Consider the following 21,627-nt stretch of genomic DNA (forward strand, 5'->3'; position numbering starts at 1 on the left):
GCTCCCACCTCGGCCGGAGCGATTCGACGGCGGACTCGTGAGCTGGGTCTTCGCGGCCGCGAGGTCAGCCCAGGTACAGCGGCACCCTGGAGGCCAGCGCGCCGAGCCCGGCCTGCTCCGCCCCGGTCGGCGCCCGCCTCCCGGTACCGATCAGCAGTGCGTCCACATCGTGGAAGGAGGAGGGGAACGGGCTCCCGGCGATCTGCTCCAGCATCTCCCGGGACCGGGCGAGCCCCTCCGCGGGCGGCTGCCGCGCGCCCGGGAGGTGGGCGATCAGGTCGAGGTGGTGCAGCGTCCACTCCATGACGTACGTGGCGAGGAAGTCGCCCACGGTGAGGACCTCGTCGCGGGTGCCGACCCGGCCGGCGGGGTCGGCGAGCAGGGCGGCGCGGCCGGCGGCGGAACCGACGTCGTCCAGATGGAACTTCAGCAACTGCGGATCCTCGTACGCGGCGGCCAGCCGGACGGTCAGCGCGTCGAGGGGGTCGTCACCCGTCGGCGGGGTGTCGGAGAGGTCCCAGTACGTCAGCGCGTCACGGGTCGGTTCCCGGTCGGACGGGGTGGCCAGGGTGACCAGGACGTCCTGGGCGTCGACGATCAGATGGCACACCAGGTCCCGCACCAGCCAGCCCGTGCAGCCGGAGGGGCGCCCGAAGTCCTCGTCGGACAGGTCGTCAACCTCCGCGCGCAGGGCCGTCCATGAACGTGAGAAGAGCTCCACCTCGTGCACCGTAGTGCGGTGCGGCGAGCGTGGGCAAGCGTATTCCGGGCATCTGGATCGTTACCGGGAGCGTGTGGTCGATGACGCGTACGACCCCGGTGGGTCACGCTGAGTGATCCGGCCGTTGCGGCGTAATGACACAGCTTGCGATCCAAGAGGTGGTGAGCATGACCGTCCTGCAGAACCCCGGAGTGCCGCCTGCGGCCGGTGAGGACGCGGAGCGGCTCGTGTCGCCGGTCGGTTCGCACACCGAGTGGGATCCGCTGGAGGAGATCATCGTCGGCCGCCTGGAGGGCGCGACGATCCCCTCCGACCACGCGGTGGTGACCTGCAACGTGCCGCCGTGGGCAGGGCGGTTGCAGGGGCTCGCGGCCGGCTTCCGGTATCCGCGGCTGCTCATCGAGCAGGCGCAGCAGGAGATCGACGCCTTAGTCGCCCTGCTGGAGTCCCTCGGCGTCACGGTCAGGCGGCCGGAGGCGGTCGACCACCGGCGCCGCTTCGGCACCCCCGACTGGACCTCGCGCGGCTTCTGCAACACCTGCCCGCGCGACAGCATGCTCGTGATCGGCGACGAGATCATCGAGACGCCCATGGCCTGGCCGTGCCGGTACTTCGAGACGCACTCCTACCGCCCGGTCCTCAAGGACTACTTCCGGCGTGGCGCGCGCTGGACGGCGGCACCCAGGCCGCAGCTCACCGACGAGCTCTTCGACCCGGACTTCCGCGTCCCCGGGCCGGGCGAGCCCATGCGGTACGTCCTCACCGAGTTCGAGCCCGTCTTCGACGCCGCGGACTTCGTCCGGGCGGGACGGGACCTGTTCGTCACCCGAAGCAACGTCACGAACGCGATGGGCATCGACTGGCTGCGCCGCCACCTCGGCCCGGAGTACCGCATCCACGAGATCGAGAGCCGCTGCCGCACCCCCATGCACATCGACACGACGTTCGTCCTGCTCGCGCCCGGGAAGGTGCTGATCAACCCCGAGTACGTCGACCCGGACCGCCTGCCGGACGTCCTCGGCTCCTGGGACGTCCTCGTCGCTCCCGAGCCCGACCCGATCGACGAGCGGCTGCTCAAACTCACGTCGATGTGCGGCAAGTGGCTCAGCATGAACGTGCTCATGCTCGACGAGAAGCAGGTGATCGCGGAGCGGCACCACACCGGGATGCTGCGCGCACTGGAGAAGTGGGGCTTCGAGCCGATCCCGTGCGACCTGCTGCACTACGCCCCCTTCGGCGGCTCGTTCCACTGCGCGACCCTCGACGTCCGGCGCCGCGGCTCGCTCCAGTCCTACGTCGACTGACCGAGCTGCTCCGACGTCCGGAGGTGGGCAGGGCGGAGGGCGATACGGCCACGGAGGGTGCCCCTCACCCTCCGGAAGCCCCCAGCCGCGCTGCCGTGAGGGCGGCGAGTTCGTCCGGCGTGCGCGGCCCCGGCTCCATGCCGGACAACAACCCCTGGGCGCGCAGCAGTTCCGCCGCCGCCGCACCCCACGGCAGCCGCAGGCCCGCCTCGTGGAGGAGGTCGGTGCGGGCCAGTGCCGTGGCCGCGGGCCCGGTGCGGACGCCGGACGGGGTGAGGAGCGCCGCGTCGTCGGCCCAGCGCAGGGCGAGGTCGACGTCGTGGGTGGCCATCACCACCGTGGTGCCGGCGGCTCGGAGTCCGTCGAGGGTGGTGAGGAGCCGCTCCTGGCCGTCGGGGTCGAGGCCGGCCGTCGGCTCGTCGAGGACGAGGACGCGGGGCCGCATGGCGACCGCGCCCGCGATGGCGGTGCGTTTGCGCTGCCCGTAGGAGAGCAGATGGGTGGGCCGGTCGGCCAGGGCGGTGATGTCCAGGGCGGCGAGCGCCTCCGCCACCCGCGCCCGCACCTCCGTGTCGTCCAGGCCGAGGTTGAGCGGCCCGAACGACACGTCCTGCTCGACGGACGCCGCGAACAGCTGGTCGTCCGGGTCCTGCACCACCAGCTGCACGGTCGTCCGCAGCCGGGTCAGCCCCTTGCGGTCGTACGACACCGGCCGCCCCTCGACCGTCAGCCGGCCCGCGTGCGGCTTCAGTCCGCCGGACAGCAGCCGCATCAGCGTGGTCTTGCCGCTGCCGTTGCGGCCGAGCAGCGCGAGCGCACGCCCCTCGCGGATCTCGAAGTCGAGGCCGCTGAGCACGGCCGGGCCGTCCTCATAGGCGAAGGACGCGCCGCGCAGGGCGACGAGGGCGGGCTCGCTCATGTCAGCGGCCTTTCCAGTACGAAGGTGAGGGCGGCCAGCGCCGTGAGCAGCAGGCAACTGGCGGCCGTGAAGCGGACGGAGACCCGGGCCTCGGGCACCAGGACGCGCAGGGTGCCGTCGTAGCCGCGCCCGGCGAGTCCGGCCTGGAGACGGGTGGCCCGGTCGAAGGCCCGGACGAACGCGGTCGCGCCGAGCCCGGCCAGGGAGCGCCACTCCGCGGCCCGGCTGGTGTGGCCGAGCCGGGCCGCCTGGGCTTCCCGGATGCGGCGCACGGAGTCCAGCAGCAGGAAGCTCATCCGGTACGTCACGAGCGCGACGTCGACGACCGGGGCGGGAATCCCGGCCCGGACCAGGCGGGGCAGCAGGTCGGACATGGGCGTGGTGAAGGCGAACAGCAGTACGCCCAGGGACGCCGCCGAGGTGCGCAGCAGCAACTCCCCGGCCCGCAACGGCCCGTCACCGGCGAGGGAGACGAACCCCCCGGGGCCGCCCACCTGGACGAGCAGCGTGACCGCGCCGGTCACGCAGAAGCCCAGCGGCACCCGATAGGCCCGCCAGAGCCGCCGCCCGGGCACACCGGCCGGCCCCAGCAGCACCACCAGGGCCGTCAGGAGCACCAGGGCCGCGCCCGGCCAGGGCGGCAGAGAGATCGCGAGCACGGTGAGGCCGAGCCCGAGCACGGCCTTGTCCACGGGATGGCGGCGGCGCCAGCGACTGCTGTGCGCCGCCGCGTCGATCGGCAGCACGCGCGATCAGTCCCGTTCGGCGGGGGACTTCCCGGCGTCACCGGCGAGCGCGCTCTCGGCCTCCCGCTCCAGCGCCCGCTGCTCTCCCTGCCGGCGGCCTCGGTGCAGGCCGAAGTAGTAGGCGAGGACGCCGGCGCCGAGAGCCGCCTGGAGGGAGAACAGGGCCGACTCGATCTCCCCGGACGGCGGTTCGTACAGCGGGGAGAACCACGGCTCGTAGTCCGGCTCGATCTCGGTGATCGCGGACTCCGCCTCACCGTCGGAGCCCGTGAACGGCTCCTTCTTGTGGTCGCCGAGACCGAGCGCGAGCGGCAGTACGGCCAGCGCGGCCACGACGAGCAGCAGCAACAGGTTGATCTTCGTGTTCCTGCTCATCGGGCCACCGCCTCGGTCTCGGTCCGGGACTGCTGCTTGGCGAGGAGCACGCCCAGCCGGGTCAGTTCGCCCTTGCTGGACTGCACCAGCAGCCGCATCACGAGCACGGTCAGCAGGCCCTCGCTCACCGCGAGCGGGATCTGGGTGATGGCGAAGATGGAACCGAACTTGCCGAGCGCGCCCAGGAATCCGCTGCCCGGGTCGGGGAACGCGAGCGCCAACTGCACGCTGGTGACGCAGTAGGTGGACAGGTCGGCTACGAACGCGCCGCAGAACACCGCGACCATCAGCGGCGCGTCGTAGCGCCGCAGCAGTTTGTAGACGGCGTATCCGGCCCAGGGGCCGACGATCGCCATCGAGAAGACGTTGGCGCCGAGCGTGGTCAGGCCGCCGTGCGCGAGCAGCAGCGCCTGGAAGAGCAGGGTGATGGTGCCCAGCACCGCCATGATGGGCGGCCGGAACAGGATGGCTCCGAGGCCCGTGCCGGTGGGGTGCGAGCAACTGCCGGTGACGGACGGCAGTTTCAGGGCGGACAGGACGAAGGTGAAGGCGCCGGACGCACCGAGGAGCAGGGTGCTCTCGGGGTGCTCGCGCACTTCACGGGTGAGCGACCGGACCCCGTGGACGACGAACGGCGCCGACGCGACGCCCCAGGCGACCGCGTGCGCCGGAGGAAGGAAACCCTCGGCAATGTGCATGGCTCAGCAGACCCTCTCCAGCACCTCGTGGATGGTTGACGCGCCTTGGCCGGTCTCCTGGCTGACGGGTACCACCGCCCGGACTCCGCCTTCCCGGGTCGCAAGGACCCAGTGGCTGCCCGTGAGGGCCGGAGCCGGACTTCCCGATTCACAGTGGCGAGGGCCGCACCGGCATCACACCGGATTTCCCGTTCACCAAGGCCTGGTGACAATAAGGCCGGGGTAAGGGCGATGACAAGCCACCCGAGGGGCGCGCGAGGGGGCGCCCACTCGCACACCGGCGCATCCCCCGGCTGATCCACGTGCTCCGGGGCGGGGCGCCGTCGCGCGACATCCGGGCCGGGTCAGTCGTCGCCGCCGTCGTCTCCGTCGTCGCTCTCCCCGCCGTTTCCGGCCTCGTGCGGCTTCTCCGGCTTCGGCTGCTCCGGTTGGCCGTCGCCTGCTTCCGCCGTCGGAGTCGCGGCGCTCGGCGCGGGCGCGGGAGGAGTCGGGGAAGCGGGCGTGGACGGAGTGACATCCGCCACGGTGCCGGTGGTCGGCGTGGTGGCGGCTGCCGGGTTTGCCGCCGGGCCGGAGGCCAGGGGAGAGGGGGAGCCGGCGGACGGTGTGGCGGCGGGGCTGCTCGCGGACGGGGACGCGTCGGGTTCCGTGCCCTCCGCGGTCGTGTCGGGCGAGAACCAGCGCATGCCGAGGAGCATCGCGGCGAGGAAGAGTGCCGCGGCGGCGGCCGTCGCGGCCAGTCTCGACCGGCTGCGGACGCCGCCGCGCCCGCGGGAGCGGCCCGAACGCCCCGCCTGGGCCGCCCGGGCCGCGCTGCGGTGCCCCGGGGTCGCGGGCAGTGCATACGTGGTCGGGTGGCTGGTGTCGGCGGCCGCGTACGGGCCCGGCCCGGCCGGCATCGCCGCGGACGTGGTCGCCGGCCGCAGCGGCCCCGAGACCTCCGGCAGCGGCTCGGGCAGGCCCCGCCAGGCGCCTCCGGCGAACCACGCGGCGGCCTGCTGGGCAGTGGGCCGGTCCTCGGGCTGCTTGGCGAGCAGACCGAGCAGGTAGTTCTCGAACGCCGGCGGCAGTCCCGAGACTCCGAGTTCGCGAGGCGGCACGGGGGCCGAGTCGAGATGCTGGTGGAGGAGGGCGACGGCGGTGTCGGCCTCGAACGGCGGGCGGCCGCTGAGGAGCTGGTAGAGCACGCAGCCCAGGGAGTACATGTCGGAGGCGGGCCCGGCGGGCTTGCCCAGGGCCCGCTCGGGCGCGAGGTAGAGGCCGGTGCCGACGATCTGGCCGGTGGCGGTGAGCGCGGCGCCCGGGTCGTCTAGGAACCGCGCGATGCCGAAGTCGCCGATCTTCAGTGTGCCGCCCGCGTCCAGCAGCAGGTTGGCGGGTTTGACGTCCCGGTGCACGATGCCCTGCCCGTGCGCCGCCGCGAGCCCCGCGGCGGCCTGCGCGGCGAGCGTGGCCACCCGCTCGGCGGGGAGCGCACCGGAGCCGGACAGCACCCGGGCGAGACTGTCGCCCTCGACCAGCTCCATCACCAGGTACAGCCGGTTGTCGTACTCGCCGAAGTCCAGGACACCGACCACGTTGGGGTGGTTGAGACGCCCGGCGGTCTGAGCCTCCAGACGGAACCGGGAGGCCGCCGTGGCATCGGTGTCCTGGGGGAGCAGCAGCTTGACGGCCACCGCTCTGGCGAGCGTCTCGTCGTACGCACGCCAGACCTCTCCCATTCCACCGCGCCCGATCTCAACATCCAGCCGGTAGCGGCCCGCTAGCAGCACTCGTCCTCGTCTCATGCGTGTGGGAAGGTCGTCGCCGCAGGCCGAACTCCCCGCTTCTGCACGGGGATTGGTGGGGGTGCCGCAGCCGACCCAGGATACTGGCGCCGCGTGACCACCGATCTCCGCGGCGGTGTCCTCGACGGGTGCCGACTCGGAAATCCCGGAGCGAAGAGGTCGCCCGCCGGGGTGACACTCCCGTGCGCCCGGTTGCCGCGGGGCGCCGACGCCGTTTCAGGCCGCCGCCCCCGCCCCCTTCTCACGGCGCGGCAGCACAGCCACCGACAGGGCCGTTACGGCCGCGAGGACCAGCCACGGCACGGCGGCGGGCAGGCCCAGGTCGAGCAGGGAGCCGGTGGCCGCGCTGCCGGCGAGGACGATCAGGCCGGACACCGACGACAACGCACCCATGTAGAGGCCGAGCCGGCCCTCCTCGGCGAGGTCGGGCACCCAGGCGCGGGCGGCGGGCACGACCAGCATCTGCCCCACGGTGAGCAAGATCACGAAGCCCGCGGCGGGCAGCAGCCCGGCGGTGCCGGTCCAGCCGGCCGGCCGTGCCGCGGCCACCACCGCGAAACCGGACGCGATCAGCAGCAGCCCCGCGGTCATGGAGCGGCGCAGATCGAGCCGGTCGCCCGCCCAGCGGGTCACCGGCAGCTGGGTGAACACCACCAGCACCGAGGAGAGCGCGAAGAGCCAGGACAACGGAGCCTGGGAGCCCGCCGCGCGCTGCACCTCGTCCGGCAGGGCCAGATAGAGCTGGTTGTAGGCGAGCAGATAGGCGCCGTAGGCACAGCACAGGGCGAGGAAGCGGCGGTTGCGCAGCAGGGCGCGGGCCCCGCCCCGCTCCCGGACGCGGACCCGGCCGGGGATGTGCTGCGGCATCAGCCACAGGTGCCCGGCGAGGACGAGCACGAAGACCCAGGCACCGGCGAGGCACGCGGTGCGGAAGTCGACGGCCAGCAGCAGCGCGCCGAGCAGCGGCCCGACGAACGCCCCGACCTGGCCCGCCACGCTGAACAGGGCGAGGACACGGGTGCGCGAGCCGTGCCCGTTCTCCTCCCACACGACCGCCTGGCGGGCCACCTCGGACTCCACGGCGGGGGAGAACAGCGCGGCGGCGAATCCGATCACCAGCACCGCCCCGATCACGGCCCAGCTCGCCTCCGCGTACCCGAGCCACACGAACCCGGCGATCCGCAGCACGCAGCCGGCCAGCACGACCGGCCGCACCCCGAACCGGTCGACGAGCCAGCCGCCGACCACGAACAGCCCCTGCTGGCTGAAGGTGCGCAGCCCCAGCACGAACCCGACCAGCCAGCCCGCCATGCCGATCGCGGTGCCGAGATGCCCGGCGAGGAACGGCAGGACGGCGTAGAAGCCGATGTTGAAGGCGAGCTGGGTGAGGATCAGCAGCCGCAGCAGCGGCGAGAGTTCCTTGCCGAGGCGCCAGGTGCTCTCGCGCGGGGACTTCGGTGTCCCGGCGTCGGAGGTACGGGCGGCCTTGCGGGCCAGCACCCGGGAGACGAGGTGGGTCATCGTTCTTCTGTCTGTGAGGCGGGCACGGGAGTCAGGAGGGCGTGGGGGCGGTCAAGTCGCTGCCGCGGGGCAGGCGTGAGCCGGTCCTCAGGCGGTTCGGCCGGGCCCTCGGGCCGTTTGCGCCGCCGCGGCAGCCGTACGCCGCCCGCGGCCGTCACCGCGAGCGCCCCGAGCAGCGCGAGCACGGCGGCCGGGGACAGGACGGCCCACGGGGCGCGCTCGGCGTACGGCTGGTTCTCGGCGAGCAGCAGGCCCCACTCGGGGGACGGCGGCTGGGCGCCCAGGCCGAGGAAGCCGAGCGCGGCGAGGCTCAGTGCGATGCTCGGGAGCCGGAGCAGGGCGTGCCGGGCGACCGGGGGCAGGACGGCGGGCAGCAGTTCGTGCCGGAGCAGGTACCAGCGGCCGGCCCCCAGCGCGCGGGTGGCCGTCAGATGAGTGGTCGCACGCTCCTGCCGCAGCAGGGAGGAGGTGTGCGCGGCCAGCGGGGACCAGGCCACGACAGCCACGGCGAACGCGGGCGTCCAGGGCCCGCTGCCCATGATGCCGGTGACGAGGAGCCCGGCCAGTACGGGCGGTACGGCACTGAGGGTGTCGACCAGCGGCCCGGACAGCCTCGGCAGCAGCCCCAGCAGCAGCCCCGCGACGAGGGCGGCGGCGCTCACCGCGAGGGCGGTGCCGAGCGTGGTCAGCGCGCCGTGGGAGATCCGGGCGAGGACGTCGCGGCCGAGCGCGTCCGTGCCGAAGGGGTGCTCCGCGGACGGGGCTTGCAGCCGGGCGAGCGTGTCCAGGGCGAGCGGATCGCGGGGCAGCCCGAACCCGATGACGGCGGCCAGCAGTCCCCCGTAGAGCAGCGGGAGCGTGCGGGGCGCGGGCGGCCGGGGCCGGTGCAGGGACTGCAGGGCGCCGTCGCGCAGCGCGGGCCCGATCAGCAGCCGGGCGGTGAGCCGGGCGAGGATCCCCGCGGTGGCCGCGAGCAGGACGAGGGCGAGTGTGCCGGTCTGCAGGGCGGGCAGGTCCTGGGCGAGTGCGGCGTGCAGGGTGAGCCGTCCCAGGCCCGGGATGTCGAAGATCTGCTCGACGGCGACCGATCCTCCGGTCAGGCCGACCACGAACAGCGCCAGGTTCGGCAGCAGTCCGGGCACGCAGCGGCGCACCGCCTGCCGTGCCACGGACTTCGGCGGAACACCCCGTGCCGCGGTCGCCATGGCCCAGGGCTCCGCGAACGCCCCGGGCAGCAGGTCGTCGAGCATCCGTCCCAGGACCGCCCCGGCGGGCAGGCCGAGGGCGAGCGAGGGCAGCACCATCCACTGCGGCCCGTACCAGCCCAGGGCGGGCAGCCATCCCAGCTGCACGCCGATCACGGAGGCCAGTACGGAGGCGACGAGGAACTCGGGCAGCGCGGCCAGTACGGCCGTCGCCGTCCCGCCGGGGCGGCGCGCCCCGAGCCGGCCCCGCGCGCCCAGCCGGAGCGTGCGGGCGCAGACGGCGGCCGCCGTGCCCGCGGCGACCACCAGGGCCCCGGCCATCAGCAGCAACGACACGCCGAGCGCCAGCACGACGCCCGGCAGCAGCTGGGTGCCGGACACCCAGGACGTGCCCGCGTCGCCGTGCAGCAGCCCGCCGAGCCAGCGGCCGAGCAGCACCAGCGGGCCGTCGTCGAGGCCCAGTTGGTCCCGGATGGCGTGCAGGGTCTCGGGAGTCGGCTCGCGGTCCGCCGACCTCGCCCTGAGCACGGTCAGCGCGGGGTCGGTACGGGACAGCCACGGCAGCAGGCCGATTCCGCACACCAGGGCGGCCACGAGCGTGGTCCGCCACAGCAGCGCCGGGACGCCGCTGTGCGCGAGTGCGCGCAGACCCGCGGCGGCACCGTTCATCGAGGGCCTCTTGTCGCTGTTCAGTGTCGGGTCCCCGTGCCTATGAGGGTGCGCTCGTACGGGTCGGGCAGCGCGCCCTGCACAGACGTCGCGACGCCCGCGACGAGCTTCAGGTGCACCAGCGGAATCACCGAGTCGGTGCCGAGCACGGCCGCCTCCGCCTTCATGGCGGCGTTCTGCCGCTCGGCGGTGTCGGACTCGGCCTGGGCGGCGGCGACCAGCTTGTCCACGTTCTTGTCGCACAGGAACGACAGGTTGTTGGAACCGTCGCAGGTGTAGTCGCTCGCGAGGACGGTGACCGGGTCGCCGGTGTCCAGCATCATGTTGCGCGAGAAGACCGCCGCGTCGAACTTGCCGCCCAGCAGGTCGCCTTCGAGACGCGAGTACGTACGCACCTCCAGCTTCACCTCGAACCCTGCCTTCTGCAGCTGCTGCTGGAGCACCTGGGCGGCCTCCGGCAGCTCGGGCCGGTCGCTGTAGGTGGCGAGGGTGATGCTGTCGCCGCCGGGGCCGGTCGCCCGCGCCCGCCCGGTCGGTTCGACGCGCTTGCCGGCCGCCCAGGTCAGGGCCGGACCGAACAGGCCCTGCGCGGGCACGGCGTGCCCCTCGTAGGCGCCCTTGGCGATGACCGAGGTGTCGATCGCCTCACGTGCCGCTGCCCGCAGCCCCGCCTTGGTGAAGGCGCCGGACTTGGTGTTGAGGTAAAGGCTGGTGTTTCGGGCGGTGTTGACCTCGTGGACCTCCTCCTCGTCCAGGGCGGCGACCTGGCCGACGGGAAGGGACTCGGCGATGTCGACGTCACCGGAGCGCAGGGCGTTGGCGCGGGCGGTGCCGTCCGAGACGAACCTGGCCGTGACTCCGGACGCCTGGGCCCGGCCGCCCCAGTAGTCGTCGAAACGGTTCAGCGTGGCCGCGGTGTCACCGTCGATCCTGGTCAGTGCGAAGGGGCCGGTGGCGGTGCCGACGACGTTCACCGTGCCCTTCTTGTCGTACGCCTTCGGCGCGAACACCGCGAGGGACGGATTCGACAGCCGCAGCGGCAGTACGGGGTCGGCCTCGACCGTGCTGACCCGGACCTGCTTGTCGTTCTCGGCCGTGGCGGTCAGCTTCACACCGGAGATCGCCGACGGTGCCGGGTCGGCCTTCCCGGCGGCCGTGAGGGCGGCGGCGACGGCCTCGGCGGTGACGGCCTCGCCGTTCTGGAACCTCGCCTCCCGCAGGGTGAACACCCAGCTCCTGCCGCCGTTCTCACTGCTCCACGACTCGGCCAGCGCGGGTACCGCGGTGCCGTTGGCGTCCAGCCTGGTCAGCCCCTCGGTGACGCCGAGCCGGGACAGGAGCATCGCGTCCTGGCCGTACGGCGAGTAGTTCTCGGTCGGGGCGAAGGGGAGGGCGACACGCAGACGGGCGCCGCCGGCGGAGCCGGAGGAGGCCGCGGACTCGTCACCGGACGACGCGAAACAGCCGGAGAGCAAGGGCAGCGCGAGCAGGCCGGCGGTGACCCGGCGGCGGGAGGTTCTCATAGTGTATATGAATACCATTTTCATTAACCGAGCGGTATCTCGAAGTGCACGACGCCGCTGCCCCCGCCGGGTTCCTCTTCCCGCTCGTCGCACAGCACCTTGCCCAGCGTCCGCCACAGGCCCATCGCGCCGGGGGAGTTCGGATAGGTGTGCAGATACACGGACCGGTATCCGCCGTCGGCCCGGGCGAACTCCATCAGGGCGTCCACCAGCTGCCGGGCCAGCCCGCGCCGCCGGTGCTCGGGGCGCACGTACACCCGCCGCAGTTGTGCCGTCTCGCCCGAGGGGAACCGCTCGGCCAGCCAGCGCGGGTTCGGCGGGTGCGCCGGTCCGCGCGCGTCCAGTGCCGCCGTGGCGGCCACCGTCCCGTCCTGCTCGTCCACGGCGACCAGGAGGGTGTGCCGGGGCGGCGTGACGTAGAACGGCACCGGATCGATGATGTCGGCGTGCCATCGCGGCACGTAACCCGTGCCGAAGTCGCGGTACACGGCGTCGAGCATCACCGCCCGAGCCCCGTCGATGTCGGCCGCCGCGGCTTCCCTGATGCTGTAGTCACGCATTTGCGCATCATATGCAAGAGGGGTCAGGGGGGTGTCCCGGACCCCGGACCAGGCTGGAAACGGCCCGGTTCAGCTCTCGGACGGGGTGAGCAGCACGAAGTCCGCGGTCGCCGGGTCGAGGCAGACGGCGAGCCGGCCGACGCCCTCCACGTCCTCCGGGCCCATCTGCACGCTGCCGCCGCTCTCGGTGACCTTGGCCACCGCGGCGTCGCAGTCGTCGACGGCGAAGACCGGGTGCCAGTACGGCCGCCCGCCCGTCAGCGTCAGGTCCTCCTTGCGGAGCTGCATGAGGCCGCCGTGCATCCGGTCCTCGGAGAGCCCGGAGGGGGTGATCAGGGTGTACGCGCCCGCGCCGCCCGGCAGCGGCATGTCGCTGAACTGCCAGTCGAAGAGGGAGCCGTAGAACTCCCGCGCGCCCGCGGCGTCGGTCGTGTACAGCTCGGTCCACGACAGCGAGCCCGGCTGGTCCACCAGCTCCACGCCCTTGTTCGTCCCCGGCTGCCAGACGGCGAACTGGCCGCCCAGCGGGTCGCTGTACTGCGCCATCCGGCCCCAGTCGTCGAGGTCCATCGGTGCGACCCGCACGGTGCCACCCGCCTGCTGCACGGCCTGTGTCGTGGCGTCCGCGTCGGTGACGCAGTAGTAGAGCATCCAGGCCGGGCGTGCGCCCGCCTCGGTGAGCTTGCCCAGCCCGGCGACGGTCTTGCCGTCCTTCTTGAACATCCCGCCCTCGAAGTCCTCGCTCTCGCCCATGGACTCGTAGTCCCACCCGAGGACGGCACCGTAGAAGTCGGCGGCGGCCCGGACGTCCGGAGCGCCCAGGTCGAGCCAGCAGGGGGAACCGGGGACGTACTCCGTCGTGATCATGGCGATGCTTCCCTTCAGCGGGTCCTGTGTGCCCAGCGTGACACCGAGCACTGGCCATCGCCCGTCGGTGGCGACCCGTTCGGGGGACTCCGGATGCCGGGGCCGCGTCAGTGGACGGAGAACCCGCCGTCGACGAAGACCGACTGCCCGGTGACGTAGGCGGACGCCGCGCTCGCCAGGAAGACCGCCGCGCCCGCGAAGTCCTCGGCGAGACCGTTCCGCCCGATCATCGTGCGGGCGGCGAGGGCGGCCACCTTCTCCGGGTCCGACGACAGCCGTGCGTTGAGCGGCGTCATGACGAAGCCCGGCACGAGGAGGTTGCAGGTGACGCCGCGCGGCGACCACGCCTCGGCCTGGGAGCGCGCCAGCGCCTCCAGCCCGCCCTTGGAGGCGCCGTAGGCGCCGCTGTGGACGAACGCGCGATGCGCCTGCTGCGAGCTGATGTGGATGATCCGCCCGTACCCGCGCTCCGCCATGCCCGGACCGAAGCGCTGCCCCAGCAGGAACGGCGCCTCCAGGTTGACGGCCATGGTGGCGTCCCAGACGTCCTCGCCGAGCTCGTCCATCGGCGGACGCAGGTTGATCCCGGCGCTGTTGACGAGGATGTCGGGCTCCCCGAACGCCTCGACCGCCCGCTCGGCTGCCGTCCGCACACCCTCGCGGGTGCTCAGATCCGCGCTGACCCAGGCGGCGCGGCAGCCCAGGGCCGTCAGCTCCTCGACCGTCGCGGCCAGTCCGGCCTCGCCGCGGGCCACGACCACCACGCTCGCCCCGGCGCGCGCGAGGGCGTCGGTGATGGCGCGGCCGATCCCGGAACTGCCGCCGGTGACCACCGCGACCCGGCCCTCCAGCGAGAACAGCCCGGAGAGATAGGCCTGTGCCGCCCGGGTCGGCGGGGTGGGCTCGGTCGGCGGGGTCGGCTGTGTCGTCATGGCGAACCACTCTAAGTCGATCATCCGGTCGGTCGTCGAGCGGTGCCGGCCGCCGTGCCTCCGGCCGACCTCGATCGCCGGCACCATGGTGGGCGCGTTGCCCCACCCCAGCGCCGTGCCGATCACCATGCCGAGGATCTCGCCGATCGCACACCCGGTCAGACAGTGCAGCGTCGCCTTCACGGCGGTCCCGTGGACAACGCGATCATCGCGCTCACCCCCGGCGCGATTGACGCCCATCTGTCCATGCCGCTGCCGTGTCCCACGGGTTCAGCCCTTGAGCAGGCGCACCCGGCCGTCGGGGAGTTTCGGCCACCAGTGGTGGTAGCGGCGGTAGACCTCGGTGTCGCGGCCGGCCAGCAGCGCCGTCAACGACGCGGCCTCCGCGGCGAGTCCGTCCCACACGGCGGCCGGCAGGTCGTGGAACGCCGTGGCCTCGACACCGCCGTCGACCGCGCGCCACACGCCGGCGACCCGGCCGTCCACCAGCAGTGTGGGCAGCACGTCGCCGTTCACGCGGATCACCAGACGTCGATACGCCGGGGGAATCACGCGGCTGCGGTCGGCGTGGGCCAGCAGAACGCTGTCCCACATGGCCATGAGCCGCGGCGGTGCGGGCGTGTCCGCCGGTGGGCGCAAAGCGCCCGGCACGTCGTACAGGAGGGTCCCGTCCGGTCCCCGGAGCTGCTCCACCGTGTCGTCGAGGGCGAGCAGCGCCCGGCGTACGGGTGCCCGCGGCACCATGGCGAACTGCGCGACGTCCGCCACCGACGCGGGCCCGAAGCCCGCCAGATAGCGCAGGACGAGCCGGCGCAGCGCCTCCGGCACCGTCTCCCGCCCTTCGGGTACGGGACCGGTCCGCGCCGCGACGAACGACGACCGGGTGCCGAACGACCACGGCTCTCCGGTCGGGACATGGAGCAGCGGCGCGTACGCCTTGAGCCCCCACCACGCCCCGGCCCTCTTCTCCGCGCCGACCCGCTCCTCCAGCCAGTCCTGCAGCTCGGCGGCCGTCCGCGGCCGGTCCGCGAAGTCCAGCAACCCGGGGACGAGCGCCTCGCCGTCGGCCGGCGTGAGCCCCGCCGCGGCGAAGCGGTACCCGAGCCGTGAGGCGTACAGCGTCTGCTGCATCGCCTCACGGAACACCTGGTAGTCGTCCGCGTGGACCGCGTGCAACGTGATCCGCATCAGGGTCGCCTTGACCACCGCACGCCCCGCGAAGGCGGCGTCCAGCTCGCCCGGCGCGAACCCGGCCAGCCGGTTCCACAGCGCCACGTACGGCGAGGCGGCGTGCTGCGCCTGCAGCGCCACCACACGCCGCACCGCCTCCGCGGCCTCCATCACCTCCCGCCCCAGCAGCAACTGGCGCCCGAGGGTGGCCCGATTGAGCTCCTGCGCGGTGATGTCCACGCCGGGGATTCTGCCGTGACCCCAGCGGAGGCGCCGGGCTCCACGGCAGTGGCCTGGATCACATGGCTCGGATTGAGTGTCCGGCGGGGGAGATGTCCGTACCCATGGGTGTCGGAGCGGGCCCGGATGCGAGGATGAGGCGCCATGACAGTCGGGTGGTGTGCTCGCACGGTACGGGCCGCGGTGTTCGCGGCCGTCTGTGTCGTGCTCGCCGCCCTGGGGCACGTCATGATGTCCGGCGACCATGTGCCCCGGTCGACACTGCTGGCCGGCTGGGCCGTGACGGGCGTGGCGGGCTGGTGCCTGGCGGGCCGCGAACGCGGACTCCACCTGGTCGTCGCCGTGGCCGTGGCCGTCCAGACGGCTCTGCACTCGGCGTTCTCGCTCGGACCGACCGCGCCGGCCGCACCCGGGGCCGACTCCATGGACATGCCGTCGATGCATCACGGCATGGGATCCATGAGTCACGACATGGGCTCGGGCGCCGTGGAGTCCGTGTCCCCGCACATGGGACACGTCCCCGGCGGTGACTCGTCCCTCGGCATGCTCGCCGCCCACCTCCTGGCCGCGCTGCTGTGCGGCCTGTGGCTGGGCCACGGCGAACGGGCCGTCTTCCGGCTCCTGCGCGCCGTGGGCAGCCGGCTCGCCGCACCACTGCGGCTCCTGTTCGCCCGGCCGGCACCGCCGCCCCCGCCCGTGCGCGAACGGCGACGGTCGTCGAACCGCAACCCGCGCCGCCTCCTTCTCGTCCACGCGATCACCACCCGGGGACCACCCGCGGGGGCCGCTGCCGCCTGACGGCAGCCGGTGCCGACCCGGGGCAGCCCCTGCGCGCCCCGGTCGCGGTCGTACCTCCGTACCAGTGGGCACCCGCAGGCGGTCACGCCTCCCGATGCGCCGTACGGGCACGCCCGCGCCCCCCGCTCAACGGACCGCGCACCCGCGCGCACGTCTGACCTCACGGCCTGCCTGCCCGCGTGCTCGTGGTCCCGGAATCCCGAGAAGGACATCAGGTGATCACTCCTGCCCTGCCCCTTTCGCCCGAGAGATCGGCGTCGGCCGACGAGTCGATAACCGCCTGGGCGCTGGCCGCCCGCGGCGGCGACTCCGTGGCCGTCGACCACTTCGTGCGCGCCCTGCACCGTGACGTCATCCGGTACGTCGCCCATCTGTGCGCCGACCCGCAGGCGGTGGACGATCTGGCGCAGGACACGTTCCTGCGGGCGCTCGGCAGCCTGCACCAGTTCGAGGGCCGTTCCTCGGCGCGGACCTGGCTGCTGGCGATCGCCCGGCGCGCGGTGGCCGACAGCATCCGCCGCACGGCCGTACGCCCCCGCCCGGCCGACCTGCCGGACTGGGAGCCGGCGGCCGAACTCGCGCAGCCGCGCGGCCTGCCCGGCTTCGACGACGGCGTGGCGCTGCTGGAGCTGCTGGCCGGACTGCCGGACGAACGCCGCGAGGCGTTCGTCCTCACGCAACTGCTCGGCCTGCCCTACGCGGAGGCCGCCGCGCTGAGCAACTGCCCCATCGGCACGGTCCGTTCCCGCGTGGCCCGCGCCCGAGCGACGCTGCTCGCCCTGCTCGCCGCGGCGGAGGAACCGGACCCCGCCCTCGTCGCGGCCTGACACATCCGGGCCGACGGTGCCCGCCGCCGCTGTCCGGCGGGCACCGTCCGGCGTCGGTCGCGCAGCGCGATCGGCCCCGGCCCCGGCGAGCGCGCGAGGACTTCGCCGACGACTGGAAGGGCACCGTCGAACCGGGCCGGGCCGCCGACCTGTGTGTCCTGGACCGGCCGCTGCTCGACCTCGACCCGCACGAGATCACTCAGGTGCAGGTGGACCTCACGGTCTTCGACGGGCAGGTCGTCTTCGAACGGTGAGGCCTGCTCAGGCCGCTCGCACCGCCGTCCGCCGCGCCCCCCACCGCCGGTTCCGGTACCGGCCGGCCACCCGGCACACCGCGTAGACGGTGAACGAGATCGTCGTCACGTAGGGGCTGATGGGGATGCTGCTGCCCAGGGCCAGCAGGATGCCGCCCTCGATCGAGGCCACCGCGAACAGAACGCTCAGCACGGGCAGCAGTACGGGCGAGGCGGTGACGCGGGCGGCCGCCGCGGCCGGGGTGACGACCAGCGAGAGCACCAGCAGCGCCCCGACGATCTGCACCGACAGGGCGACCGCGAGCCCGAGCACCAGCATGAACGCGAAGGACAGTCCACGCACCGGCACCCCGCGGGCCTCCGCCACGTCCGGATCGGTGCTGGCGAAGGCGAGCGGCCGCCACATGACCGCGAGGGCCACGAGCACCAGGACGGACGTGCCGAGCAGCCAGGACATCTGCGGGGTGTCGACGGCGACGATCTGCCCGGTGAGCAGCCCGAACTTGTTGGCCGCCCGGCCCTTGTAGAGGGCGAGGAAGAGCACGCCGAGTCCCAGTCCGAACGGCATGATGATGCCGATCACCGAGTTGCGGTCCCGGGCCCGGGTCCCGAGGATGCCGATGGTGCCGGCCGCGAGGAGCGAACCGGCGATCGAGCCCGCCACGATGTTCGCGTCCAGCAGCAGTGCCGCCGACGCCCCGGCGAAGGACAGCTCGCTGATGCCGTGCACCGCGAACGGCAGGTCCCGCATCAGGACGAACACCCCGGCCAGCCCGCCCACCAGACCCAGCGCCACACCGGCGACGAGGGAGTTGCGGACCAGGGCGAGGAGTTCGCCGTAGTCGGTGAAGTCGAAGATCTGGTGCCAGATCCCGTCGGCGAGTGTCATGAGCGCACTCCGTCCGTCTCCTGAAGCCGTTCGGGGTGGTGCGGCGGGACGGCCGTCTCGTCGGGTGCTCCCGCGACCACCACCCGGCCCCGGACGCGCATCACGTCGACCTGGGTGCCGTAGAGGCGGGACAGCGACTCGGAGGTCAGCACCTCGTCCGGGGTGCCGACGCGATGACCGCCGCGAGCCAGGTACAACACTCGGTCCACCATGCCCAGTACCGGGTTGATCTCGTGCGTCACGAACACCACCGCGGTGCCGTGGGAGCGGCGCCGGGCGTCGATCAGTTCGGTGAGGGCCCGCTGGTGGTGCAGGTCGAGCGACAGCAGCGGCTCGTCGCACAGCAGCAGGCGCGGGTCGGTCGCCAGGGCCTGCCCGATGCGCACGCGCTGCCGTTCGCCGCCGGAGAGCATCCCGAGCGGGACGTCGGCGTAGGCCGAGGCGCCGACCGCCTCGAGGATCTCGTCCACCCGGCGGCGCACGCCTCCGGTGCGCAGCCGTGGCCCGAAGCGGTGGCCGTCGATGCCGAACCGGACGAGGTCGCGGGCGCGCAGCATGGCCTGCGCGGACAGCGCCGCCTGCTGCGGGACGTAGCCGATGTGCCGGGCGGCCTCGCGCGGGGGCCGGCCGAGGACCGTCAGCGTGCCGGCAGACAGCGGCTGCCGGCCGAGCAGCGCCCGGACGAAGCTGGTCTTGCCCGCACCGTTCGGGCCCAGCACGGCCAGGAACTCCCCGGGCCGGACGTCGAGATCGAGACCGCTCCACACCTCGCGGTCGCCGTAGGACAGGGCCGCTCCCCGCAGCGCGATGACGGGCGTGCCGTCCTGCCGGGGTATCGGGGTCACTTGGCGAGCGCGCTCGCGAGCGCGTCGAGGTTGGCGGTCATCCAGTCGAGGTAGTCCTTGCCCTTCGGCAGGGTCTCGGTCACGGGCACGACGGGGATGCCGGCCGCCCTGGCCGCCGCCTCGGCCTTCTCGGTCTGCGGGCCGGAGGTCTGCTCGTTGTAGACGAGTGCCTTCACCTTCTTGCCGCTGAACAGGGCGAGGCTCTCCCGGAGGACGCGCGGGGAGACGTCGTCGCCCTCCTCGATCGCCTCGCTGAACTGCGGAGGCGTCCGGTTCACCAGGCCGCTCGCCTCGATCAGGTACAGCGGCACGGGCTCGGTGATGGCGACTCCCTCACCGCCGTGCGCCTTCTCGATCCGCGCCTCTCCGGCTTCCAGCGGTGCGAGCTTCGCCTTGAAGGCGGCGGCGTTCTTCTCGAACGCGGCGGCGTCGTCCGGGTCGGTCTTCGCGAGGGCGGCGGAGATCCGGTCGGCGACCTTGGCGACGGTGGGGAAGTCGTACCAGACGTGCTCGTTGAGCTCCCCGCCCTTGGGCGCGGCCTTGCCGGACACCTTGACCGCGTTGATCACCTCGGCGGAGTCGTTGTGTCCGCTCTTCAGCATGCGGTCCACGAAGTCGTCGTAGCCGCCGCCGTTCTCGACGACGACCTTCGCCTTGGACAGGGCCAGCTGGTTCTGGGTGTCGGCCTCGTAGGAGTGCGGGTCCTGGTCGGGGTCGCTGATGACGGACGTGACGTCGACCCGGTCGCCGCCTATGCGCCGGGCGATGTCGCCGTAGACGTTCGTGGAGGCGACCACGGCCACGCGGGCCGGTGCGCTCTTGTCGCCGGCGGAGTCCGACGAGCTGCCGCAGCCCGCGAGCAGGGCCAGGGACGCGCTGGTCAGCAGCGCGAGGCGGCGGGACGTGGACAGGGGCATGGCTCCTCCAGGACGGACGTGCACGGGGGGTGTTCGACAGGCGTCACGCTAGATGGGAATGAATGTCAGAAGCGGGTTCAGGTCGAAGTCATGTGAAAACCATTGCCAACTGTTGGTGATGATCTGGACTATCTATCCAAGCTCTGGACTCATGGTCTAGTGTGGTGAAGGTGAGAGGAGGCGGGATGAGCAGCGAACTGAACGCCGAAAGGGACGCGATCCTCGCCGCGCTGACGCCGGTCGTGGACGGGATCGCCGCGACCTTCGGGCCGGTGTGCGACGTGGTGCTGCACGACTACCGGAACCCGGAGAAGTCGGTGGTCGCCGTGGCCGGATCGGTGACCGGGCGAACGGTCGGCGGTGCGATGAGCGAGATCGGCATGCGCGTCCTCGCCCGCGGCGACGAGGCGGCGGACGAACTGAACTACGTCACCCGCACCCGCAGCGGGACGCAGGTGAAGTCCTCCACGATGGTGCTGCGGGACTCCACGGGAGCCGTGTTCGGCGCCCTCTGCGTCAACGTGGACATCAGCGCCGTGACCCAGGTCCACGGCCTGCTCGGCGCGCTCGCCGGAGTCGGGGCCGCCCCGGCGGAGCTGCCGACCACCACGTTCGGCAACGACATCGACTCGGTGGTCGACGCCCTCGTCGACGCCCACCAGTCGAAGCAGCGGGGCAGCTGGGCGGAGCTCGACCGCGCGGAACGCCTGGAGCTGTTCGGCGGGCTGGACACGCGCGGGGTCTTCGCCGTGCGCGGCGCCGTCGAGCAGGTCGCCGCCCGGCTCGGCATCTCCCGCGCCTCCGCCTACAACTACCTGTCCCAGGCCCGGGCCACCCACGACACTCCCACCGGAGGACCCGCGTGACGACCACCACCCCACCGGTCACCCTCGACGACGTCCGGGACGCCGCAGCCCGGCTCAAGGGCGTCGCGCACCGCACGCCGGTGCTGCGCTCCCGCACCCTGGACGCGCTCGCCGGTGCCGAGATCTTCCTCAAGTGCGAGAACTTCCAGCGCGTGGGCGCCTTCAAGTTCCGCGGCGCCTACAACGCCGCCTCCCGCCTCGCCCCCGAGCAGCTGTCCCGGGGCATCGCCGCCTACTCCTCCGGCAACCACGCCCAGGCCGTCGCCCTGGCCGCCCGCGAGCTGGGCACCACCGCCGTCATCGTCATGCCGGAGGACGCCCCGCCGTCGAAGCGGGCCGCCACCGCCGGTTACGGCGCCGAGATCGTCACGTACGACCGCTACACCGGCGACCGCGTCGCCATCGCCGAGGCCCTCGCCGCCGAGCGCGGCCTCGCCCTCATCCCGCCGTACGAGCACCCGCACGTCATGGCCGGACAGGGCACGGCGGCTCTCGAACTGCTGGAAGAGGCAGGGGAGTTGGATGCGCTGCTGACGCCGGTCGGCGGCGGCGGGCTGATGGCCGGCAGTGCGACCGCCGCCAAGGGCCTGCACCCCGGCATCCGGACCATCGGCGTCGAGCCGGAGGCCGGGGACGACACGAAACGCTCGCTGGAGGCCGGTCGGCGCATCAGTATCCCGGTCCCGCGCACCATCGCCGACGGCCAGGCCCTGCACACGCCCGGAGAGCTGACCTTCTCGGTCAACCGGCGGCTCCTCGACGACGTCGTCCTGGTCACCGACGACGAGATCCGGGACGCGATGCGGTTCGCCTTCGAACGCCTGAAGATCGTCGTCGAGCCGAGCGGCGCCACCCCGCTGGCCGCCCTGCTCACCGGCCGGGCGGGCACCCTGCCGCGCCGGGTCGGCGTGATCATCTCCGGAGGCAACATCGACGCCGGGCGCTTCGCCGAGCTCTGCGGCAGCGGCACCCCCTGAATGGCGCTGCCCGTCGG

Annotated in this window: 21 protein-coding genes, 2 pseudogenes and 1 riboswitch; of the genes and pseudogenes, 6 read left to right on the forward strand and 17 right to left on the reverse strand. The window is 73.1% G+C overall.

Annotation, left to right across the window (positions count from 1 at the left end; all coding sequences use genetic code 11):
* Positions 1-64: 64 nt before the first annotated feature.
* Positions 65-721, reverse strand: coding sequence for a maleylpyruvate isomerase N-terminal domain-containing protein (locus AB0G20_RS25340; RefSeq protein WP_361306268.1), 657 nt, complete (start codon positions 719-721; stop codon positions 65-67).
* A gap of 167 nt (positions 722-888) precedes the next feature.
* Between AB0G20_RS25340 and AB0G20_RS25345 the strand changes: the two genes are divergently transcribed.
* Positions 889-2,025, forward strand: a complete 1,137-nt coding sequence (locus AB0G20_RS25345; RefSeq protein WP_361306270.1) for an amidinotransferase — start codon at positions 889-891, stop codon at positions 2,023-2,025.
* A gap of 64 nt (positions 2,026-2,089) precedes the next feature.
* On the opposite strand, the gene AB0G20_RS25350 is transcribed toward AB0G20_RS25345, so the two are convergent.
* From AB0G20_RS25350 to AB0G20_RS25410, 13 genes and pseudogenes are all read right to left on the reverse strand, one after another.
* The gene (locus AB0G20_RS25350; protein WP_361306272.1) at positions 2,090-2,944 is read right to left on the reverse strand and encodes an ATP-binding cassette domain-containing protein; all 855 of its coding nucleotides are present in this window, start codon (positions 2,942-2,944) and stop codon (positions 2,090-2,092) included.
* Complete coding sequence (gene cbiQ / locus AB0G20_RS25355; RefSeq protein WP_361306274.1) at positions 2,941-3,690, reverse strand: cobalt ECF transporter T component CbiQ; 750 nt, start codon at positions 3,688-3,690, stop codon at positions 2,941-2,943. Before cbiQ ends, AB0G20_RS25350 begins: the two co-directional genes overlap by 4 nt.
* A 6-nt stretch (positions 3,691-3,696) precedes the next feature.
* Complete coding sequence (locus AB0G20_RS25360) at positions 3,697-4,065, reverse strand: energy-coupling factor ABC transporter substrate-binding protein (RefSeq protein WP_361306276.1); 369 nt, start codon at positions 4,063-4,065, stop codon at positions 3,697-3,699.
* Positions 4,062-4,763, reverse strand: coding sequence for an energy-coupling factor ABC transporter permease (locus tag AB0G20_RS25365; RefSeq protein ID WP_361306278.1), 702 nt, complete (start codon positions 4,761-4,763; stop codon positions 4,062-4,064). Before AB0G20_RS25365 ends, AB0G20_RS25360 begins: the two co-directional genes overlap by 4 nt.
* A gap of 29 nt (positions 4,764-4,792) precedes the next feature.
* Positions 4,793-4,978: riboswitch (cobalamin riboswitch) on the reverse strand.
* 129 nt (positions 4,979-5,107) lie between these two features.
* Positions 5,108-6,550 (reverse strand): serine/threonine-protein kinase, encoded by a 1,443-nt coding sequence (locus AB0G20_RS25370; RefSeq protein ID WP_361306280.1) that lies wholly within the window; start codon positions 6,548-6,550, stop codon positions 5,108-5,110.
* Between the two features lie 216 nt (positions 6,551-6,766).
* Positions 6,767-8,071, reverse strand: a complete 1,305-nt coding sequence (locus AB0G20_RS25375; RefSeq protein ID WP_361306282.1) for an MFS transporter — start codon at positions 8,069-8,071, stop codon at positions 6,767-6,769.
* Positions 8,068-9,945, reverse strand: a complete 1,878-nt coding sequence (locus tag AB0G20_RS25380; RefSeq protein WP_361306284.1) for an ABC transporter permease subunit — start codon at positions 9,943-9,945, stop codon at positions 8,068-8,070. Before AB0G20_RS25380 ends, AB0G20_RS25375 begins: the two co-directional genes overlap by 4 nt.
* A 20-nt stretch (positions 9,946-9,965) precedes the next feature.
* Entirely contained in the window at positions 9,966-11,468 is a 1,503-nt protein-coding gene (locus tag AB0G20_RS25385; protein WP_361306286.1) for an ABC transporter substrate-binding protein, read from the reverse strand.
* Between the two features lie 23 nt (positions 11,469-11,491).
* Positions 11,492-12,028: a GNAT family N-acetyltransferase gene (locus tag AB0G20_RS25390; protein WP_361306288.1), complete on the reverse strand. Its 537-nt coding sequence runs from the start codon at positions 12,026-12,028 to the stop codon at positions 11,492-11,494.
* 69 nt (positions 12,029-12,097) lie between these two features.
* The gene (locus AB0G20_RS25395; protein WP_361306290.1) at positions 12,098-12,895 is read right to left on the reverse strand and encodes a VOC family protein; all 798 of its coding nucleotides are present in this window, start codon (positions 12,893-12,895) and stop codon (positions 12,098-12,100) included.
* 107 nt (positions 12,896-13,002) lie between these two features.
* Complete coding sequence (locus AB0G20_RS25400) at positions 13,003-13,827, reverse strand: SDR family oxidoreductase (RefSeq protein WP_361306532.1); 825 nt, start codon at positions 13,825-13,827, stop codon at positions 13,003-13,005.
* 84 nt (positions 13,828-13,911) lie between these two features.
* Positions 13,912-14,067 (reverse strand): annotated as a pseudogene (locus AB0G20_RS25405) (DUF4396 domain-containing protein); the annotation flags it as partial.
* Between the two features lie 30 nt (positions 14,068-14,097).
* Complete coding sequence (locus AB0G20_RS25410) at positions 14,098-15,237, reverse strand: winged helix DNA-binding domain-containing protein (RefSeq protein WP_361306291.1); 1,140 nt, start codon at positions 15,235-15,237, stop codon at positions 14,098-14,100.
* 144 nt (positions 15,238-15,381) lie between these two features.
* On the opposite strand from AB0G20_RS25410, the gene AB0G20_RS25415 reads away from it, so the two are divergent.
* The 3 genes and pseudogenes from AB0G20_RS25415 to AB0G20_RS25425 all read left to right on the forward strand — a co-directional run.
* Complete coding sequence (locus AB0G20_RS25415; RefSeq protein ID WP_361306293.1) at positions 15,382-16,035, forward strand: hypothetical protein; 654 nt, start codon at positions 15,382-15,384, stop codon at positions 16,033-16,035.
* A 215-nt stretch (positions 16,036-16,250) separates the two neighbouring features.
* Positions 16,251-16,862 carry a sigma-70 family RNA polymerase sigma factor gene (locus AB0G20_RS25420; RefSeq protein ID WP_361306295.1) on the forward strand — a complete coding sequence of 204 codons (612 nt, stop codon included), beginning with the start codon at positions 16,251-16,253 and terminating at the stop codon, positions 16,860-16,862.
* Positions 16,863-16,951: 89 nt separating this feature from the next.
* Positions 16,952-17,116: pseudogene (locus AB0G20_RS25425) on the forward strand (amidohydrolase family protein); the annotation flags it as partial.
* 7 nt (positions 17,117-17,123) lie between these two features.
* Here the strand turns inward: AB0G20_RS25425 and AB0G20_RS25430 are convergent.
* From AB0G20_RS25430 to AB0G20_RS25440, 3 genes are read right to left on the reverse strand one after another with little or no spacing between them, the layout of a single operon-like run.
* Positions 17,124-18,005: a metal ABC transporter permease gene (locus AB0G20_RS25430; protein ID WP_361306297.1), complete on the reverse strand. Its 882-nt coding sequence runs from the start codon at positions 18,003-18,005 to the stop codon at positions 17,124-17,126.
* Entirely contained in the window at positions 18,002-18,850 is an 849-nt protein-coding gene (locus tag AB0G20_RS25435; RefSeq protein WP_361306299.1) for an ABC transporter ATP-binding protein, read from the reverse strand. Before AB0G20_RS25435 ends, AB0G20_RS25430 begins: the two co-directional genes overlap by 4 nt.
* On the reverse strand, positions 18,847-19,767 hold the full coding sequence (locus AB0G20_RS25440; RefSeq protein WP_361306301.1) for a zinc ABC transporter substrate-binding protein: 921 nt from the start codon (positions 19,765-19,767) through the stop codon (positions 18,847-18,849). Before AB0G20_RS25440 ends, AB0G20_RS25435 begins: the two co-directional genes overlap by 4 nt.
* Positions 19,768-19,952: 185 nt before the next feature.
* On the opposite strand from AB0G20_RS25440, the gene AB0G20_RS25445 reads away from it, so the two are divergent.
* Both AB0G20_RS25445 and AB0G20_RS25450 read left to right on the forward strand, forming a co-directional pair.
* Complete coding sequence (locus tag AB0G20_RS25445; RefSeq protein ID WP_361306303.1) at positions 19,953-20,633, forward strand: PAS domain-containing protein; 681 nt, start codon at positions 19,953-19,955, stop codon at positions 20,631-20,633.
* Positions 20,630-21,610, forward strand: coding sequence for a pyridoxal-phosphate dependent enzyme (locus AB0G20_RS25450; RefSeq protein WP_361306305.1), 981 nt, complete (start codon positions 20,630-20,632; stop codon positions 21,608-21,610). The genes AB0G20_RS25445 and AB0G20_RS25450 overlap by 4 nt, the downstream gene beginning before the upstream one ends.
* Positions 21,611-21,627: the final 17 nt, after the last annotated feature.

This window comes from Streptomyces sp. NPDC024017, from assembly GCF_040638895.1.
Lineage (GTDB): Bacteria > Actinomycetota > Actinomycetes > Streptomycetales > Streptomycetaceae > Streptomyces.